The organism is Agaribacterium haliotis (assembly GCF_002312815.1).
Taxonomy (GTDB): Bacteria; Pseudomonadota; Gammaproteobacteria; order Pseudomonadales; family Cellvibrionaceae; genus Agaribacterium; species Agaribacterium haliotis.
The window spans coordinates 114,965-132,343 of sequence record NZ_NKQJ01000001.1; the positions used below are offsets into that span (position 1 = coordinate 114,965).

At 51.2% G+C, this 17,379-nt stretch carries 19 protein-coding genes; 11 read left to right on the forward strand and 8 right to left on the reverse strand.

Features of this window, described 5'->3' with window-relative positions:
- Positions 1-17 precede the first annotated feature (17 nt).
- Positions 18-1,196, reverse strand: coding sequence for a dual-specificity RNA methyltransferase RlmN (rlmN, locus tag CFK45_RS00515; RefSeq protein WP_239923488.1), 1,179 nt, complete (start codon positions 1,194-1,196; stop codon positions 18-20).
- Positions 1,197-1,282: 86 nt separating this feature from the next.
- Positions 1,283-1,708, reverse strand: a complete 426-nt coding sequence (gene ndk, locus CFK45_RS00520; RefSeq protein ID WP_096084450.1) for a nucleoside-diphosphate kinase — start codon at positions 1,706-1,708, stop codon at positions 1,283-1,285.
- Positions 1,709-1,853: 145 nt separating this feature from the next.
- On the opposite strand from ndk, the gene CFK45_RS00525 reads away from it, so the two are divergent.
- The 7 genes from CFK45_RS00525 (at position 1,854) to CFK45_RS00555 (ending at position 9,124) form a co-directional block, all read left to right on the forward strand.
- Positions 1,854-2,450, forward strand: coding sequence for a glutathione peroxidase (locus CFK45_RS00525; RefSeq protein ID WP_096084451.1), 597 nt, complete (start codon positions 1,854-1,856; stop codon positions 2,448-2,450).
- A gap of 159 nt (positions 2,451-2,609) precedes the next feature.
- On the forward strand, positions 2,610-3,731 hold the full coding sequence (gene mnmA / locus CFK45_RS00530; RefSeq protein WP_275655659.1) for a tRNA 2-thiouridine(34) synthase MnmA: 1,122 nt from the start codon (positions 2,610-2,612) through the stop codon (positions 3,729-3,731).
- A gap of 49 nt (positions 3,732-3,780) precedes the next feature.
- On the forward strand, positions 3,781-4,434 hold the full coding sequence (gene hflD / locus CFK45_RS00535) for a high frequency lysogenization protein HflD (RefSeq protein ID WP_239923489.1): 654 nt from the start codon (positions 3,781-3,783) through the stop codon (positions 4,432-4,434).
- A gap of 121 nt (positions 4,435-4,555) precedes the next feature.
- Positions 4,556-5,941: an adenylosuccinate lyase gene (gene purB / locus CFK45_RS00540; RefSeq protein WP_096084452.1), complete on the forward strand. Its 1,386-nt coding sequence runs from the start codon at positions 4,556-4,558 to the stop codon at positions 5,939-5,941.
- 306 nt (positions 5,942-6,247) lie between these two features.
- Positions 6,248-7,000, forward strand: coding sequence for a methyltransferase (locus CFK45_RS00545; RefSeq protein WP_096084453.1), 753 nt, complete (start codon positions 6,248-6,250; stop codon positions 6,998-7,000).
- Positions 7,001-7,012: 12 nt separating this feature from the next.
- Positions 7,013-8,149: a cupin domain-containing protein gene (locus CFK45_RS00550; RefSeq protein WP_096084454.1), complete on the forward strand. Its 1,137-nt coding sequence runs from the start codon at positions 7,013-7,015 to the stop codon at positions 8,147-8,149.
- A 30-nt stretch (positions 8,150-8,179) separates the two neighbouring features.
- A complete protein-coding gene (locus CFK45_RS00555) occupies positions 8,180-9,124 on the forward strand; it encodes a GNAT family N-acetyltransferase (protein ID WP_158224563.1) in 945 nt (314 codons plus the stop codon).
- 67 nt (positions 9,125-9,191) lie between these two features.
- Here the strand turns inward: CFK45_RS00555 and CFK45_RS00560 are convergent, their stop codons facing one another.
- A complete protein-coding gene (locus CFK45_RS00560) occupies positions 9,192-9,506 on the reverse strand; it encodes a Rieske (2Fe-2S) protein (RefSeq protein WP_096084456.1) in 315 nt (104 codons plus the stop codon).
- A gap of 140 nt (positions 9,507-9,646) precedes the next feature.
- On the opposite strand from CFK45_RS00560, the gene pabB reads away from it, so the two are divergent.
- Positions 9,647-10,966 (forward strand): aminodeoxychorismate synthase component I, encoded by a 1,320-nt coding sequence (gene pabB / locus CFK45_RS00565; protein WP_096084457.1) that lies wholly within the window; start codon positions 9,647-9,649, stop codon positions 10,964-10,966.
- A gap of 7 nt (positions 10,967-10,973) precedes the next feature.
- Here the strand turns inward: pabB and thrH are convergent, their stop codons facing one another.
- Positions 10,974-11,588, reverse strand: coding sequence for a bifunctional phosphoserine phosphatase/homoserine phosphotransferase ThrH (thrH, locus tag CFK45_RS00570; protein ID WP_096084458.1), 615 nt, complete (start codon positions 11,586-11,588; stop codon positions 10,974-10,976).
- A 162-nt stretch (positions 11,589-11,750) separates the two neighbouring features.
- Between thrH and CFK45_RS00575 the strand changes: the two genes are divergently transcribed.
- Positions 11,751-12,473, forward strand: a complete 723-nt coding sequence (locus tag CFK45_RS00575) for a phosphoadenylyl-sulfate reductase (protein ID WP_096084459.1) — start codon at positions 11,751-11,753, stop codon at positions 12,471-12,473.
- Positions 12,474-12,514: 41 nt separating this feature from the next.
- Positions 12,515-12,844, forward strand: a complete 330-nt coding sequence (locus tag CFK45_RS00580; protein WP_096084460.1) for a hypothetical protein — start codon at positions 12,515-12,517, stop codon at positions 12,842-12,844.
- Positions 12,845-12,930: 86 nt separating this feature from the next.
- On the opposite strand, the gene cysB is transcribed toward CFK45_RS00580, so the two are convergent.
- Positions 12,931-13,905 (reverse strand): HTH-type transcriptional regulator CysB, encoded by a 975-nt coding sequence (gene cysB, locus CFK45_RS00585; RefSeq protein ID WP_096084461.1) that lies wholly within the window; start codon positions 13,903-13,905, stop codon positions 12,931-12,933.
- A gap of 208 nt (positions 13,906-14,113) precedes the next feature.
- On the opposite strand from cysB, the gene CFK45_RS00590 reads away from it, so the two are divergent.
- Positions 14,114-14,899, forward strand: coding sequence for a sulfite exporter TauE/SafE family protein (locus CFK45_RS00590; RefSeq protein ID WP_096084462.1), 786 nt, complete (start codon positions 14,114-14,116; stop codon positions 14,897-14,899).
- Positions 14,900-14,914: 15 nt separating this feature from the next.
- Here the strand turns inward: CFK45_RS00590 and CFK45_RS00595 are convergent, their stop codons facing one another.
- The 3 genes from CFK45_RS00595 to yajC all read right to left on the reverse strand — a co-directional run bounded on the left by CFK45_RS00595 (position 14,915) and on the right by yajC (position 17,322).
- On the reverse strand, positions 14,915-15,799 hold the full coding sequence (locus tag CFK45_RS00595; RefSeq protein WP_096084463.1) for a 5'-nucleotidase: 885 nt from the start codon (positions 15,797-15,799) through the stop codon (positions 14,915-14,917).
- Between the two features lie 20 nt (positions 15,800-15,819).
- Entirely contained in the window at positions 15,820-16,848 is a 1,029-nt protein-coding gene (locus tag CFK45_RS00600; RefSeq protein ID WP_096084464.1) for a D-cysteine desulfhydrase family protein, read from the reverse strand.
- 135 nt (positions 16,849-16,983) lie between these two features.
- Positions 16,984-17,322, reverse strand: coding sequence for a preprotein translocase subunit YajC (gene yajC / locus CFK45_RS00605; protein ID WP_096084465.1), 339 nt, complete (start codon positions 17,320-17,322; stop codon positions 16,984-16,986).
- Positions 17,323-17,379 lie beyond the last annotated feature (57 nt).

Below are 17,379 nucleotides of genomic sequence, written 5' to 3' on the forward strand. Positions count from 1 at the left end.
TCCTTATTATTGTTTTATTAATCTTGGACCAGTTTTACCGGTATCACATCGCTGTTTGACGCCATCATTGCAGCCGCATCAAGCTTGTAGCGCTCGGCTCGGCGGGTTCGGTCATTTACCTGCCCCGCCAACTGACCGCAGGCCGCATCAATATCATCACCCCTTGTTGTACGCACTGTCGTGGTGAAACCGGCGTCGATCAAAATGGTCTGGAAACGGCGCAAGCTATTGTTGCTGACACGTTTGTAGTTCGACAGAGAAAAGGGGTTGAACGGAATCAAGTTAATCTTGACCGGCACGTCTTTAAGTAGCTGCACCAGTTCGTGCGCGTGCTCGGGCCGGTCATTGAGCTGATCAATCAGGGTGTATTCAATGGTGATTTTGCGACGGTTATCGGGCATGCGCTCGATATAGCGCTGCGCTGAGTCGAGCAGCACTGCAATCGGATATTTGCGATTGATCGGCACCAGTTCGTTGCGTATCGCATCGTTAGAAGCGTGCAGAGAAATTGCCAAGCTGACATCGGTGACATCGGCGAGCTTATCGAGCGCCGGTACCACACCGGAAGTGCTCAGCGTAACCCTGCGTTTGCTGAGTCCGTAGGCGTTGTCGTGCATCATCAGGTTCATGGCATCGACAACGTTGTCGAAGTTCAGCAGCGGCTCGCCCATGCCCATCATCACCACATTAGTGACTTTGCGATCGGCGACATTAACGCTGTCGAGCTGACCAAAACTTTTTGCCGCCTGCCATACCTGGCCAATAATTTCGTGGGCGGAAAGATCGCGATTAAAGCCCTGCTTGCCTGTTGCACAGAAGCTGCAGTCGAGTGAGCAGCCAACCTGGGAACTGACACACAAGGTGCCGCGGTCACCATCGGGGATATAGACCGTTTCGATGGCGTTGCCACCGCCGACACGAAAAAGGAACTTGCGGGTGCCATCGGCGCTGTCCCAGCGCTGAATAACTTCAGGTGCTTCGATCACCGCGCGCTGCTTGAGTTTTTCGCGCAGACCTTTGCTGAGATTACTCATCTCGTCAAAGTCGCACACGCCGAGCTGATGTATCCACTTCATCACCTGGATGGCACGAAACTTCTTTTCGCCGAGTTCGGCAAAAAACGCTTCGAGTTTGGCCTGGCTCAGTCCGAGCAGGTTGATAAGTGGTTGCGCCTCAGCGCCGGTTTCGGTGTTCACATGCGTACCTGTACTACTTTTACAGCTGCGCATATTAGGGCCTTAAGGCCCTAATTTGAAGCCCGAATGAAGTCGAGCGCTAAAGCTTAGCGAGGGCAGATCTCATCTGCGTTAAAGAAGTAGGCAATTTCGCGCTCAGCGGATGCCGGTGAATCCGAGCCGTGCACAGCATTGCGGCTTTTTGACTCGGCATAGACTTTGCGGATGGTATCGTCGGCCGCTTCAGCCGGATCGGTCGCACCCATCACTTCGCGGTAGTGTTTGATGGCGTTCTCGCCCTCGAGAACCTGCACCATAACCGGCCCGGAGGTCATAAACTCAACCAGCGCCTCATAAAACGGCTTACCTTCGTGTTCGGCGTAAAAACCACCGGCCTTGGTGTTGTCCATGTGTATCATCTTCGCAGCTACAATTCGCAAACCAGCTGTTTCCAAACGGCTGTAGATCTTGCCGATAATATCTTTAGAAACTGCATCGGGTTTTACGATAGATAAAGTACGCTCGATCGCCACTTACATTCACTCCTAGTTTGATTAATCGCAGACTGGCTTACGCCAAACTAAGCGCCAAGTATACTGATGCCTTGTTCGCATTGCGACTGATCCTCCCCGAGATCACACGCGTAGTAGAACAAAGTCAAATTATTGGGAATTGTCTATGAAAATACACGCTGTCTTTAAATCATTTTCTCGCGCCATTGCGGTGCTTAACTGCGTTCAAATAAGCGCAGCCCTTGCTCAAAACACGCCAGACACTCATGAAACAGGCCCCAAAAGCTGCCCCGAGCTGCTGCAACACAGCTACCGCAAGCTGCACAGCAAACAACAGATCGACCTGTGTGAGCTCTATCAGGGCAAGGCCATGCTGATTGTGAACACAGCCAGCCACTGCGGTTTTACCAAGCAATTCGGCGGGCTTGAACAACTGAATCAGGATTATAAAGACCGGGGCTTGGTCATCGTTGGTTTTGCATCTGACAGCTTTAACCAGGAAAGCGCCGACGAACTCGAGTCGTTTGGTATTTGTTACGGCAACTACGGCGTTACCTTCACCATGCTCGCGGCCACCGATGTCAAAGGGGCAAACGCCAACCCAACCTTTGTTGAGCTGAGCAAGCTCAGCCAGGCGCCGAGCTGGAACTTTAACAAGTACTTAGTCAGCGCTGACGGCCTAAGCGTGCAACACTTTGGTTCGATGACCAAACCCGACAGCGACAAGTTTCGCCAGGCCATCGACAGCGCTCTGGCGCAATAGCAGCGTCAAACCTTCTCGCCAACGACCTATTGCAAATAAAGCCCGCGAGCACATCGTCAAGCCCCGGGCTTGAACTTGTAAGGCCCGCCTCCATCTATACAATAGGCGGGCGCGCACTATCGGCGCCCCGCTACCCGGCCTCGCAGTTAAGAGAATTCAGTGAAAGATAAGCATTGCCCAGATAAACCCAAGAACCAGTGCAAAGTCATCGTCGGCATGAGCGGCGGTGTTGACTCCTCGGTATCAGCCCTGCTGCTTAAACAGCAAGGCTATGACGTCGAAGGCCTGTTTATGAAAAACTGGGATGAAGACGACGGCACCGAATACTGCACCGCAATGACCGACCTGATGGACGCCGCCGCAGTTTGCCAAAAGCTGGATATCCACCTGCACACGGTCAACTTCGCCAAAAATTACTGGGACAATGTATTTGAGCACTTCCTCGCCGAATACAGAGCCGGGCGCACCCCCAACCCCGATATTCTTTGCAACAGGGAAATAAAATTTAAGGTCTTTCTCGACTACGCAGAGAAACTTGGCGCCGACTATATCGCCACCGGACACTACTGCCGGGTTGACCACAGCACGGCGCCAGCGCGGCTGTTAAAAGGCCTCGATAACAACAAAGACCAAAGTTACTTTTTACACGCTGTGCCCGGTACAGCGTTTGATAAAAGCCTGTTCCCTATCGGCTCTATGGAAAAGCCTGAGGTTCGCAAACTCGCCGAACAACACGAGCTTGTCACTCACAACAAAAAAGACAGCACCGGCATTTGTTTTATTGGCGAACGGCGCTTTAAAGACTTTTTGCAAACCTATTTACCAGCCCAGCCCGGCGACATCGTTACAGATAGCGGCAAAGTTATTGGCCGGCACCAAGGGCTGATGTATCACACCATCGGCCAGCGCCAGGGGCTCGGCATAGGCGGCGTCAAAGGCGCACCGGAAGAGCCGTGGTACGTTGCAGAAAAAAAACTCGATAGCAACGAGCTAGTTGTTGTGCAAGGTGGCCAGCACCCTCTTTTGTATAAAAGCACGCTGAAATCATCACCGATGCACTGGATCGATGGTGCCAAGCATCACCAGAGCCTGCGCTGCCAAGCCAAAACCCGCTACCGGCAAGCCGACCAAGACTGCCTTGTCGACATTGCCGACGACGGCAGCTTAGAAGTGCACTTTGACCAACCCCAGCGCGCAGTGACTCCTGGCCAAAGTTTGGTACTCTACGACGGCGAACACTGCCTCGGCGGTGCGGTTATTGAACAGGCCTACAACAGCTGACAGCAAAACACGTTCATGATGCGAGTAAATAGCCCACAAGGAGCACATCTTGTCTAACGCCAGTTATCGCGACCTATGCTTAGCCTTAGCCGGCATTATGCAAGCGTCCGCGCAAGTCGAGCACATCGCTAAAAACGGTTATTTAGACACCGCGCTATTTGAAACCGCGGTTAAAAGCTTATTTATTCGCACGCCAGCTAAGGTCGAAGATGTCTACGGCGGTGTCAGCGGCGTACTCAACGGGCTCGAACTTCTTGAGCAGCAACTAAGCCAATACAAACAAGCGCCTTCTACCGATGTCTTTCGTTATGCGCTCGGTGTTATGCATATACAAAAGCGCTTAGCGCGCAAAACTAAGTTACTGAATGTTATTTCAGAACGCCTGGAAAACGCCGAACGCCAGGCCGAGATGTTTGGCCCGACACACGACAACTTAGTCAGCAATATCGCCGACATCTATAGCGACACAATCTCAACCTTCCAATACCGCATTCAAGTCACCGGCAATTACAATTATCTGCAGCAAGACCGCGTTGCCGCCCAGGTGCGCGCACTGCTGTTTGCCGCGATTCGCTCAGCAATGCTGTGGCGACAATTAGGCGGCAGTCGCCTGCAGCTGTTTTTTTATCGCAAACAATTAGTGGCCGCGAGTCGCGAGCTGATCGATGAAGCAAAAAAACAACAGCTAAGCGGCGCAGCTTAAGGTCAATACACTCAAAGAAGCTCGCGACAGCCGCTCTCAACAAAGCCGTCAAACTGGCTGCGAAACGCTCAGTTTTCAGCTAGAATGCCGGCCTTTTCAAACAGCGATTAAAGCGAGCATTATGAACCTGAGTGCTATCTCTGCGATTTCCCCCATCGACGGCCGTTACGGCAGCAAAACCATCGACCTGCGTGAAGTGTTCTCCGAGTACGGCCTGATCAAACGCCGCTGCGAAGTTGAAATCCGCTGGCTGCAAAAACTGGCTGCCCATGCAGAGATCACTGAAGTACCCGCCTTCAGCGACGCCACCAACGCTTTTTTGAACGAGCTGGTTGCCAACTTCAATGAAGACGACGCCCAGGCCATTAAAGACATCGAGCGCACCACCAACCACGATGTAAAAGCCGTTGAATACTTCATCAAACAAAAGTTTGCCGGTAACACAGAGCTCGAAGCCGTCAATGAATTTGTACACTTCGCCTGTACTTCCGAAGACATCAACAACTTAAGCCACGGCCTGATGCTTAAAGACGGCCGCGACAATGTCATTCTGCCGAAGATGCGCGAAATCATCGACGGCATCGCTAAGATGGCCCAAGACTACGCCGAAGTACCGATGCTGAGCCGCACCCACGGCCAAACCGCCTCCCCTACCACCGTTGGTAAAGAGATGGCCAACGTTGCTGCGCGCCTGCAAGGCCAGTACGAAGTTGTTCGCGACATCAAGCTGCTCGGTAAAATCAACGGCGCCGTTGGTAACTACAACGCCCACCTGAGCGCCTACCCGCAGATTGACTGGCAGGAAAACGCCGAAAGCTTCATCAGCAGCCTCGGCCTGAGCTACAACCCCTACACCACGCAGATCGAACCCCACGATTACATGGCTGAGCTGTTTGACGCGACCGCGCGTTTTAACACCATCCTGATCGATTTCGACCGCGACATTTGGGCTTACATCTCCAACGCTTACTTCAAGCAAAAAACCGTAGCCGGCGAAGTTGGCTCTTCGACCATGCCACACAAGGTTAACCCGATTGACTTCGAAAACTCCGAAGGCAACCTGGGCCTGGCCAACGCCGTATTTGGCCACCTCGCGCAAAAGCTGCCCATCAGCCGCTGGCAGCGCGACCTGACCGACTCCACCGTTCTGCGCAACATGGGTGTAGGTTTTGGTTACAGCCTGATTGCGTATGAAGCGACCCTGAAAGGCATGGGTAAACTGGAAATCAACGAAGCCGCAATCGCCGCCGACCTGGATGCAAGCTGGGAAGTTTTAGCCGAACCCATCCAGACTGTTATGCGCCGCTACGCAATTGAAGAGCCGTATGAAAAGCTAAAAGCGCTGACGCGCGGCAAGGATATGAGCAAAGAGGTGATTCAGGAATTCACTGAAACTCTGGATATTCCGGAAGAAGCCAAAGCCGAGCTTCTGGCACTGACCCCGGCAAGCTACATCGGCAACGCCGCCCAGCAAGCCAAAGACATTGTGAATTACATTAAGAAGTAATTCTCTTGAAAGCCGGGTTTAGCCCGGCTTTTTATTTTCATACTGTGCGCGTATGTGCCATGAGCGGTTCGGATAAGACTTTCAAGACTCGTCGTGAACCCATCCCTGGGGACATTGTGCAATATCAACAATGGTTAATGACTCGACATACTCGAGGGAGCAGGTGGGGCCTTTCAGGACAATCGGAGGCAGGGATGCCGACGCTTAGCGTACAGGGATGTATTCAAAGCGTGTCCTGAAAGGCCCCACCTGCTCCACGGAAACCAGCACATTTTGCTCCGCCCGGAACCCTGCAACCTCTAACAAATGACGAAACAAGATATAAACTTCGACCCCCTCTTCGATCGCTTTCAGAAAAACATCTACGGTGGCATTAAAGGCCAGGTACGCGAACGCCTGATCAAAGAGCAGCTCGACAAACACCTCGAAATCTTACCAGGCATGAGCGTTGCCGACATCGGCGGCGGCCTCGGCCAAATGAGCCAGTGGTTTTTGGAACGTGGCGCCACAGTCGATTACTTTGATTTAAGTGAACGCATGCTCGAAAGCGCCAAAGAAACGCTTAAACAGCACAGCAAACATATCGAATTCAAACTCGGTGCCTTCCAGCGTTACCTGGAAAAACAATACGACATCGTATTTTGTCAGGCCGTGCTGGAATGGCTGGAAGAGCCCATCGCCGGCCTGAACAAGCTCAGCCAGCACTTAAAACCCGGTGGCCAGCTGATTCTGATGTTCTACAACCTTGACTCGATCAAACTGCGCAACCTTGTACGCGGTAACCTGAACGCAGCCTTCGGTGATTTAAGCGGGAATGGCACAGGCCTGACCCCGATTAACCCGCTCGAAGCAGAGAGCATCTGGCAGGCACTGGATGACTTAAAGCTTCAGCGCCAACACCATTTTGGCATTCGCTGCTTTACCGACCTGCAAGACAAAAAAGTCCAACAACGCCTCGGCGCCGACACCCTGTTTGAATTTGAGCGCGAGCTGTGCGAAAAAGAACCCTATCGCTCACTGGCCCGTTACATCGCCGTCATCGCCAAAGCCCCGGAATAAAACGAACAACACATGACTGACTTAGAAACATCCCTTTTTGGTGACATCAGCACCGAAGAATTTTTGCGTGACTACTGGCAAAAGAAACCCCTCTTGATCAAACAGGCTCTGCCAAATTTTGCATCCCCGCTGAGCCCTGACGAGCTCGGCGGCCTGTCGCTGGACGCCGAAAGCCAAAGCCGCCTGATGATCGATCGCGACGGCCAGTGGGAGCTGCGACACGGCCCCATGCAGGAAGACAGCTTTAACGACCTGCCGGAAACCAACTGGACCTTGCTGGTACAACATGCCGACAGCCTGGATCCCCAGGTCAACGCGCTGCTGCAGCGCTTTCGCTTCCTGCCCAACTGGCGCCTCGACGACATCATGATCAGCTACGCCACCGACGGCGGCGGTGTGGGCCCGCACTTCGATTATTACGATGTGTTTTTGCTGCAAGCTGAGGGCAAGCGCCGCTGGCGCACCGGCCAGCACTGCGATGGCAAGTCCAAATTGATTGAGGGGCAAAGCAGCCAAATCCTGCAGGAATTCGACACCGTCAATGACTGGGTCGTCGAAGCCGGCGACTTGCTCTACATCCCCGCGCAAATCGCCCACTGGGGTGAAGCGGTCGGCGAGAGCATTACTTACAGCATCGGCTTTCGCTCACCGAGCGACAGTGAATTATTACTCGATTTAAGCCAGCAACTATCTGCAGATCTGAACGAAGAACAGCGCTACCGCGACGGCGATGAGATTAAACAAGGCCACCACAGCGGCTTGATTCCACAAGCCGCAATAGACAACATGCAAAAGCGCCTGGCCGAGCTTGTCAATCAACCGGAGAAAATAGCCCAGTGGCTCGGCGCTTACGCCACTTTCCCCAAGCCCGCACTTGAAGAGCTAATGCTGCCACTCGACTGTTTGTATTCCAGCGACCTGGGCGACAATGAATTTCAGCTCAGCCCTTTTAGCCGCGCCTGCTACATTAAACATTCCGAGCACTGTGATTGCTATATTGATGGGCACTGTTTTGAATTAAGCGAAAAATTAGCCCAATTAATATGCGCCTACGAGCGTATTGATGGCCGCAGCTTAAACCAAGATGAGCTCAAGCAACTGGCGGTACTGGCAAGCCTAAACAAACTTATCTTCGCCGACTCGCTTTAATAAATAGCGACCGCAATTAACGGAGCAGCAGTGAGTAACATTATTATTCGACAGGCAAACTGGCCCGAAGATAAAGACACCCTTCGCGCAATACGTAAAACCGTGTTTGTTATCGAACAAGGCGTACCCGAAGAACAAGAGTGGGATGAATTTGAAGAAAGCAGCACACACTTTCTCGCCAGCGAAAACGAATTTGCCTGCGCTTGTGTACGTGTACTACAGAGCGCACCACACGAATTCAAAATAACCCGCCTTGCGGTCCTGGAAGAAAAGCGCAAACAGGGTTTGGCCAGCGCGCTACTGCAACACGCCGTGTGTTACGCCTTAAACCAAGGTGCCAAGCGCATATATATGCACGCCCAAAGCTCGGCGATTTCACTGTACAAAAAGTGGGCGTTTCGCAGCGTAGGCCAGCGCTTCGAAGAGGCCGGCATCGAACACCAACTAATGGAATTTGACTGCCAGTGTAGCTTATCCATCGCGCTTATCTCTGGCGCCTTGGTTCAGAGGCTGAATTACCCCAGGCAATATATCCGTCACTTTCAAACAATGGCAGAACAAAGCAGGCTCAGCTTACACATTATAAGCGACACGCTAAGAAGCGATATTTTTTCAGACACAAAGCTTGTTGATGCCATCAGCGCATTAGCTCGCCGCGACCGACACAGCGAAATTAAAATTTTGGTTAAAGATAAAAAAAATCTGCACGAGCGCGCCGGGCAACTTATCCGCCTGTGCCGTCGTTTAAACAGCAAAATCAGTATTCAGGTACTCAACGACAAACAGGACGAGCCCCTGCAGAGTTTTTGTATTTTTGACAGAGAAAAGCTGCTTTTCTTTAACGATGAAGCAAGCCTGGCCGGTTTTGCCTGTTACCAAAGCAAGGCAGAGTGCAAAGACCTACTCGAGAAATTCCAGCACGCCTGGGATCATCAAAGCAGTATTGACCCAAATATGGCTCAGCTATATTTATGAAAACCAAACTAAAGACAGGCATAAACTCAGCGAAAATAAACGCAGAACTAAACCAAGGTTCTGTTTCTTACAACTCAACACCAACACTAGAGCCTTCGTAAGCCAGCTTAAAGTGCTGCAAACAGTCGAGCGTATCGGCGAGGGGGCCGCCGGCCTTACCAGAGCCCAAATCAAACTCTATGCCGTGCGCCATGCAGCGAATCTTGCCCTCGGGCAGCAACTGGCCCATCGTCAAGGGCACATCCATATGGGGGCAACGGTTTTCGATCAGGTATGTTTTTCCTGCCTCGTGGATTAACAACAGTTTTAAGCGCTCAACTTGAAAGGCCTTCATATAACCATCGTGCAGGCGGCTTAGTTGCTCAAGGGCATGAAACGCCATACTTCCCCCAATTCTTACTACTTCAATAACTCAAAACAATAGTACCAGCTTAATCGTGGTAAAGTCAGCGCCCGGCGCTACCTTATTCGACATAGATACCCTAGAATGCCGGCTGTTTAGCCTACAACCATTGTTCAACTATGCCCGTTGTCGAACTCGACTATCATCCCGACTCCGAACACCACTTTGAGCAGCTTGCTCCGTTAGCAAACAGAGTGTGGTTAGATGGCCAGCAATCGCGCCCTGGGCGCTGGTCCATATTCAGTGCTGAGCCACTTCAGGTATTTGTAAAAGCTAAGATAGAACAAATAAAAAAAGCCGTTGAAGCGCTTAAGCACGAGTATTCAGATGCGCTAGAAACACTGCAGCAGCTGCCATTTTGCGGCGGTGCAATTGGTTTTTGTAATTATGAACACAGGCACCAGCACTTTAACTTAGCAGTAAGACCAAAAAACAAACAGGACTCGGCCTGGGCAATTTATGACTGGGCTGTTGTTGTTGACCACCAAAAAAAGCAGTGCTTTTTTGTAAGCCTGCCCAAGCTCAGCAACCCACGCATTCAATCCGTATTAAGCTTATTGCAACGCGACACACCGAATGACAGCAAAGGTTTTTTTCGCTGCGGTAAATTTATCGCCCAGCAATGCAAAAGCGATTACCTGCGCGCGTTTGATCGCATTCAAAATTATATTCAAGCCGGCGACTGCTACCAGATTAATTACAGCCAGCAATTTAATGCGCCGTTTAGCGGCTCGGGCGCTGCTGCGTACCAACATTTGCGCAAGCAGCTCGGCGGCCCCTACTCTGCTTATCTTGAGCTCGGCGAGCAACAAATCTTAAGTTTATCTCCCGAACAATTTATTCACGTTAACGACCGCTTCGCACAAAGTAAACCGATAAAAGGTACCTGCCGGCGCGGGCAAAACTATGATGAAGACCAAAATCTGGCCCGAGCACTTTTAGCCAGTGAAAAAAATCGTGCAGAAAACTTAATGATTGTCGACTTACTGCGCAACGATTTTGGCCAGCTTTGCACACCCGGTAGCGTGCACGTACCCGAGCTATTTGCACTCGAAAGTTACGCCAATGTTCACCACTTAGTCAGCACCGTGCGCGGAAAGCTGCCCGGCGACATCAACGCTCTGGACTTTTTTTACAGCTGCTTCCCCGGTGGTTCGATCACCGGCGCCCCCAAAAAACGGGCCATGCAAATCATTGATGAGCTTGAACCGCACACCCGCAATATCTACTGCGGCTCTGTGGTGAGCTACAGCGCAAACAATAAACTCGACAGCAGCATCGCCATACGCAGTCTGCTTATAAAAGATAAAATCATTCAGTGCTGGGGTGGAGGTGGCATCGTTGCCGATTCCGGAGCGGAAGAGGAATACGCGGAATCCTTAACTAAGGTCCGCGCATTGATGCAGGCCCTTGAGCGGGGCCCGGCAAAAAACAACTGATTAAGATTTAAGCCTCTACTTCTATGCTTGCTTTAAGAAATTCGAGCTTTAAATCTTCGTAGCTGTGCACGGCTGGAAACTGCGGGAACTCGTCGATAACATTCTGTGGTGCGTGGAACAGAATACCGGCGTCGGCTTCGGCCAGCATGGTAGTATCGTTATAGCTGTCGCCGGCGGCAATGGTGCGATAATACAACGATTTAAATGCACAGATAGCCTGGCGCTTCGGGTTGGCCTGGCGCAGGTGGTAGTTAACGATCTTGCCGCTGTCATCCATCTCAAGGTTGTGACACAACAGAGTTGGGTAACCGAGTTGCTTCATCAGTGGGTCGGCAAACTGGTAAAACGTATCTGACAAAATCACCACCTGAAAGCGCTCTCGCAACCAGTCAACAAACTCTTTGGCGCCGTCGAGAGGCTTAAGTGTCGCGATAACCTCTTGAATTTCGTTGATGCCCAAGCCGTGTTTATCGAGCTCATTTAAACGCATGGTCATCAGTTCATCGTAATCGGCAATATCACGCGTTGTTGCCTTTAACGCCTCAATGCCGGTTTTTTGAGCAAATTCGATCCAGATTTCTGGGATCAGTACCCCTTCCAAGTCTAGGCATGCGATTTCCACGTGTTTATTCCTCGTCTTCAGTTCGCGTAAAAATTGGCCGCCAATCTACCTGTTTCAGCAGCCTCGCGCAATGGCATGAATTTTCTTAAAGTTGCCGTTCTGCTATGCTTCGCGCCGAATTATGCCGCTAAGATGGCACCTCAAAACCCAAAGAGACAAACTATGAATAGCTTGAACGTCACCGACATCAATGCTCAACTGAGCAACAGCAGCCCTCAGGATATTCTCAAGTACGCCTTAAACGAGCACGACAATATCGCCGTTTCTTTCAGTGGCGCAGAAGATGTCGTACTTGTACACATGGCCGCACAAATCAAACCGGGTGTTCAGGTGTTCTGTTTGGACACTGGCCGCCTGCACGCGGAAACCTATCAGTTTATTGAAAAGGTACGCAAAACCTATGACATCAACCTGCAGATACTCTTTCCAGATGCCGAGCAGGTCGAAAAACTAGTGCGCGAAAAAGGCTTGTTCAGCTTTTACGAAGACATGCACCAAGAGTGCTGCGGCATCCGCAAAGTTGGGCCTTTGCGCCGTAAGCTTTTAAGCTTAGACGCCTGGGTAACAGGCCAGCGCAAAGATCAAAGCCCCGGTACTCGCGCCGACATCCCAGTTATTCAGTCCGACAAGGCCTTTGCCCGCCCCGGCGAAAGCTTGATCAAATACAACCCCCTGGCAAACTGGAGCAGCAGCGAAGTGTGGGACTATATTCGCGCCCTCGAGGTACCGTATAACGCCCTGCATGAGCGCGGTTTTGTTAGCATCGGCTGCGAACCGTGCACCCGCGCCACCCTTCCCGGCGAGCACGAACGCAGTGGCCGCTGGTGGTGGGAAGAAAGCACCAAAAAAGAATGCGGGCTACACTCTGGCAATATCGAAAAATAGCCCCATATCTAGTTAAGACACTCATCAACGAGAGGCTAACTATGAAAATTACGCTGGTTAAGAAAATCCTTGCCGACGGCAGCCCCTGTCGAAAATGTGCCGATGTGATCGACAAGCTAGAAAGCAGTGGCCAGATGCAGCGTATTAACGAAGTACTGATCGCCGACGAGCGCGACCCAAGCAGCGAGGGAATGGTGTTAGCCAAAACGCTTGATGTCGATCGCGCGCCTTTTTTTGTGGTCGAGCAAAACGGCGAGCAGAGTGTTTACACGGTCTATATGAAATTTGTCAAAGAGGTGCTTGAGCAAGAGACGGAAGAAGCCGACGAGCTCAAAGAGATCATGGATAACAACGACCTCGACTTTCTCTAAGACGCTCTAACAGCGCTGAATAATAACCACAAAAAAGCCCGGATATTTCCGGGCTTTTTTGTGGTACTGGCTTGTTTGTTCAGGCCTTAATATTCCGGCAATTGAATATTGCTAAACAGTTCATCCAACTCAACTTTGCTGTGGCAGTTAAACGCATCACTGACCACTTCTTTTGTTAGGTGCGGCGCCAAAGCTTCGATAAACTCATACATAAAGCCGCGCAAAAAGGTTCCTCGGCGGAAGCCGAGCTTGGTTGTGCTGGCACCAAAGAGGTGGCTGGCATCAAGCGCCACCAGATCAGAATCAATCTCTGGGTCGTAGGCCATTTTGGCGACAATACCGATACCTAGGCCCAGGCGCACATAGGTTTTAATAACATCCGCATCGGCGGCGGTAAATACAACCCTGGGCGCCAAACCGCGCTGCATAAATGCTTCGTCCAATTTTGAGCGCCCAGTAAAGCCAAAGACATAGGTAACTATGGGGTGCTTGGCGACATCTTCGAGCGTCAGCGTGCTGAGCTGGGCCAGCGGGTGGCTGCGCGGCACAAGTATGCAGCGGTTCCAACGGTAGCACGGCAACATAATTAGATCGCTAAATAGATCCAGAGCTTCAGTGGCAATAGCAAAGTCGACCGAGCCGTCGGCAGCCATCTCACTGATTTGCATCGGTGTGCCCTGGTGCATATGCAAACTGACGTCGGGGTACTTATCTATAAACTCTTCAATCACATTCGGCAGAGCATAGCGCGCCTGGGTGTGGGTTGTAGCGATGCTCAAGCTGCCTTTGCGCTCATTAGAGAACTCTTGAGCAACTTGCTTGATACTTTCTACCTTGCGGAGGATCTCTCCGGCGGTGCGTAAGATTGCCTCGCCGGCCGGGGTTATACGAGTCAGGTGCTTGCCGCTGCGAGAAAAAATCTCTACGCCGAGCTCATCTTCCAGCAAACGTATTTGCTTGCTGATACCTGGTTGCGAAGTGTAGAGACTCTGGGCTGTGGCTGAGACATTGAGGTCGTGGTGAGCTACTTCCCAGATATAACGCAACTGCTGCAGTTTCATATATCCTCCATTCGGCTGCAGTGAATTCGCTGTAACGCCGGCCTCAGACTACTCCTAACTGGCCCGACCTGGTCTCCAAGACCAGTACTTGCTTAGATAGTTATAAAAATATAAGCAAATATTCTTTTGTAGAATAGTTACTAATCTGTATATTTGCCAGCCGCTTTCACCAAGTTTAGACATAACTTTACATTTTTTTAGAAAGTACATGCCTGATTTACTCTACTTTGTTATTTGCGGCGCCGGCGTAGGCCTCGCCGTTGGCCTTACCGGTGTCGGCGGCGGCTCATTAATGACGCCACTGCTGATTTTTTCGGGCATTCCAACCAAGGTCGCCATCGGCACTGACCTGCTCTATGCAGCGGCTACTAAAGGTGGTGCTCTTTTAAGTCATCAGCGCCAAAAGAGCATTAAATGGAAGGTCGTTTTTTTATTGTTATCGGGCAGTATCCCGGCAAGCTTGCTCACCAGTGCGGCACTTAGGTATCTTATCTCAGCGGATGCAAACTACAGTGCCGCGCTTGAGCTCGCGCTCGGTATTATGTTGCTACTAACGTCGATTGTGGTTGTTTTTAAGAGCCGCATCCGCGCCGAAGCCGCCGAGCCCAGCCCTCACAATCAGTGGCTACACAAGCATCGTGGACCGATTGCGGTACTCGCCGGGGTTTTACTTGGTGTTTTTGTCACCCTGTCTTCGGTTGGCGCCGGCGCCTTTTGCACCGCCTTGCTACTGACGCTCTACCCTCGCCTGCCAGCGCTCAATGTTATCGGCACTGACATCGCTCACGCAGTGCCTTTGACCCTGGTGGCCGGCATGGGCCACCTGTGGAACGACAATATCAGCTGGTCCCTGCTCGCGGGCCTTTTAATCGGCTCCCTGCCGGCGGTGCACCTCGGCGCCAAGCTTGCTGCACGCATCCCAAACCATCTGCTGCAGCGGTTTTTAGCCTTTATTCTGTTTGGCATCGGCCTGAAGTTTGTCTTTATCAGCTAAGCGCCATCACCACACTCACTTGGCATTGGCGATACCGTGAGGCACGTGCCCCGTCGCAACATGCCGCTGAGCCGAAGCGCAGTGACTTTGCTGATCGTCAAAAAAAACATCTGCACCGTAGGCTTTTAAAAAACTCCCCTTGTCCATGCCGCCCAAAAATAAACTCTCATCGATGCGAATGTCCCAAGCTCTTAAAGTGCGAATCACGCGCTCGTGAGCCGGCGCTGAGCGAGCCGTCACCAACGCCGTGCGAATCGGACAACTCTGCTGAAATTCAGCCTGCAGGTTGTGAAGCGCCGATAAAAATGACTTAAACGGCCCGCCCGACAACGGTGTTTTAGCTGCCGCAACTTCACTCTCGGTAAACGCTTCAAGCCCTTGGTTTTTATAAATTCTTTCCGCTTCATCAGAAAACAGCACGGCATCGCCATCAAAAGCAAAACGCAGCTCAGAGCTCTCTAAATTTTCCTTGTTGGACGGCATCAGGGTTGCCGCAGCGATATTGTGATCAAGCGCATGGCGCACATCGTCGGCGTGAGTAGATAAGAACAAATGGCAGTTAAATGGCGCTATATAGCAGTAGGGACTTTGCCCACCAGTAAATGCCGCACGAGAAATATCCAGGCCGTAGTGTTTAATTGAATTAAAAACCCTAAGCCCCGTATCCGCACTGTTGCGCGACAGTAAAATGACCTCAACCCTGGGAGCCCCATCAATTAAGTCGTTAATACCGAGCAGCTTTTTAACCATATGAAAAGCATCTCCGGGCTCCAATAACTGCTCTTCGTGCTCAATCTGATAACGACTGTACGCCTCCAAACCCTCCGCCTCAAAAACTTTGTGACTGTCGTCTAAATTGAAAAGCGCACGCGACGAGATCGCAACAACCAATTTTTCCATCGTTTTACCTTCTTGCGAACCTAAGCTGTACCCGCAGCATTTATTAATGCCGATGCTTGAGCAAACAAACCAAAAGCGCCGCCTGTGTGCACAAATACAATATTGTCGTAACGGCTTAAACGCCCGGCTTCAAGCTCGCTCAACAAACCGTGCATTGCCTTGCCGGTATAAACCGGGTCGAGCACTAGCCCCTCATTGCGGGCAAGCTCAATTATGCGCTGGTACAGCTCGGGGTAGGCTCTAGCGTAACCCGGGCCAATATAATCGTCGTTTACGGCAATATCGAGCTCGGCTAACAGCTGCTGTACTTCAGTCTCAGCCACAGCTGCCAACTCGCCAGCGTGGCGTATATCGGCCTCTATTTTTTCAACAAAATAATGCGCAGAATCACAGACAGCAAAACCAAGTACTTTAGTTGCGCGATTTAAACTATGAAAACCGAGGCTCAGGCCCGCCTGAGTCCCACCTGAACCCGAAGCACAGACAACCAAGTCGGGGCTAAAACCCAGCTGCTGACACTGCTCCAGTATTTCTTTAGCAGCCAACACATAACCCCACAAACCAATGCCATTACTGCCGCCGGTAGGAATGGCGTATAAGCCACCTGCTGCGTGTTTGATTTTGCTATCGAAGCGCTCAGTTAGCTGCTTCACATAATCGCGTGAACTCAGCAGCTCGATATTTGCACCCGCTAGCATACTCAGGAAATGATTTGCCTCTCCGAAACTCGAACGGCCCGCAGCATCTCTGTCATCGCGCAAAATAAGTGAGCACTTTAAACCCAACTGAGCACAGGCAAAGGCCGTTGCACGACAGTGGTTGCTCTGAATACCGCCACAGGTCAGCACTGTGTGGCAAGATTTTCTCAAAGCGTCCGCCAATAAAAATTCAAGCTTGCGCACCTTGTTACCGCTTAACGCGAGCCCCGTTAGCTCATCCTGTTTTAGCCAAAGGCGTTTGCCGGGAAAAGCTGCATTTACATTTTTTAGTTCACGCATCGGGCTGGGCAAATGCGCCAACTCAATTCGATCGGGCATGTGTTCGAGCATCGTAATATCCTTAGCCAAGCTTAAACAGCCTAAAAACAAAGCATAAAACAGCGGCGATAACGGTAAAAGAACAAATTGGAAGAGAGAAAAGAAAGGGAGAAAGAGGCTGGGTTAAGCCAGCCTCGAACAAAAAACTTAAATGGCCTTGATGGTGCCTTTAGGCAGCACGGCGTGAACACTCGCTTTTTGGTACTTCAGCTCAACATTATCGGCAGCTTTTACCGTAACGTAGGCATCGTCGACTTCAGTGATTTTACCGAGTAAACCACTACTCATTACCACCTCGTCGCCTTTGCCGAGGCTGTCGACAAGCGACTGATGCTCTTTCTGACGCTTGCGCTGAGGGCGGATGATCATAAAGTACATAAATACAAACAGACCAACCAACAACAGGATATTCAGAAATCCGGCATTCTGTGGCGCAGGAGCGCTACCTTGGGCTTGAGCAGCCGCTTCCGCAATAAAAAAGCTCATGAGCTAACCTCTTGAATTACATAAAAAATCAGGCGGCTAACTGTACTAGAGATGAGC

What these genes read in the sequence shown, in the direction of transcription:
- CFK45_RS00525 (WP_096084451.1), top strand. Translation starts at nt 1,854, where the DNA reads ATGAAAATACACGCTGTCTTTAAATCATTTTCTCGCGCCATTGCGGTG.
- purB (WP_096084452.1), top strand. Translation starts at nt 4,556, where the DNA reads ATGAACCTGAGTGCTATCTCTGCGATTTCCCCCATCGACGGCCGTTAC.
- CFK45_RS00545 (WP_096084453.1), top strand. Translation starts at nt 6,248, where the DNA reads ATGACGAAACAAGATATAAACTTCGACCCCCTCTTCGATCGCTTTCAG.
- CFK45_RS00550 (WP_096084454.1), top strand. Translation starts at nt 7,013, where the DNA reads ATGACTGACTTAGAAACATCCCTTTTTGGTGACATCAGCACCGAAGAA.
- CFK45_RS00560 (WP_096084456.1), bottom strand. Translation starts at nt 9,506, where the DNA reads ATGGCGTTTCATGCCCTTGAGCAACTAAGCCGCCTGCACGATGGTTAT.
- pabB (WP_096084457.1), top strand. Translation starts at nt 9,647, where the DNA reads ATGCCCGTTGTCGAACTCGACTATCATCCCGACTCCGAACACCACTTT.
- CFK45_RS00575 (WP_096084459.1), top strand. Translation starts at nt 11,751, where the DNA reads ATGAATAGCTTGAACGTCACCGACATCAATGCTCAACTGAGCAACAGC.
- CFK45_RS00580 (WP_096084460.1), top strand. Translation starts at nt 12,515, where the DNA reads ATGAAAATTACGCTGGTTAAGAAAATCCTTGCCGACGGCAGCCCCTGT.
- cysB (WP_096084461.1), bottom strand. Translation starts at nt 13,905, where the DNA reads ATGAAACTGCAGCAGTTGCGTTATATCTGGGAAGTAGCTCACCACGAC.
- CFK45_RS00590 (WP_096084462.1), top strand. Translation starts at nt 14,114, where the DNA reads ATGCCTGATTTACTCTACTTTGTTATTTGCGGCGCCGGCGTAGGCCTC.
- CFK45_RS00595 (WP_096084463.1), bottom strand. Translation starts at nt 15,799, where the DNA reads ATGGAAAAATTGGTTGTTGCGATCTCGTCGCGTGCGCTTTTCAATTTA.
- CFK45_RS00600 (WP_096084464.1), bottom strand. Translation starts at nt 16,848, where the DNA reads ATGCTCGAACACATGCCCGATCGAATTGAGTTGGCGCATTTGCCCAGC.
- yajC (WP_096084465.1), bottom strand. Translation starts at nt 17,322, where the DNA reads ATGAGCTTTTTTATTGCGGAAGCGGCTGCTCAAGCCCAAGGTAGCGCT.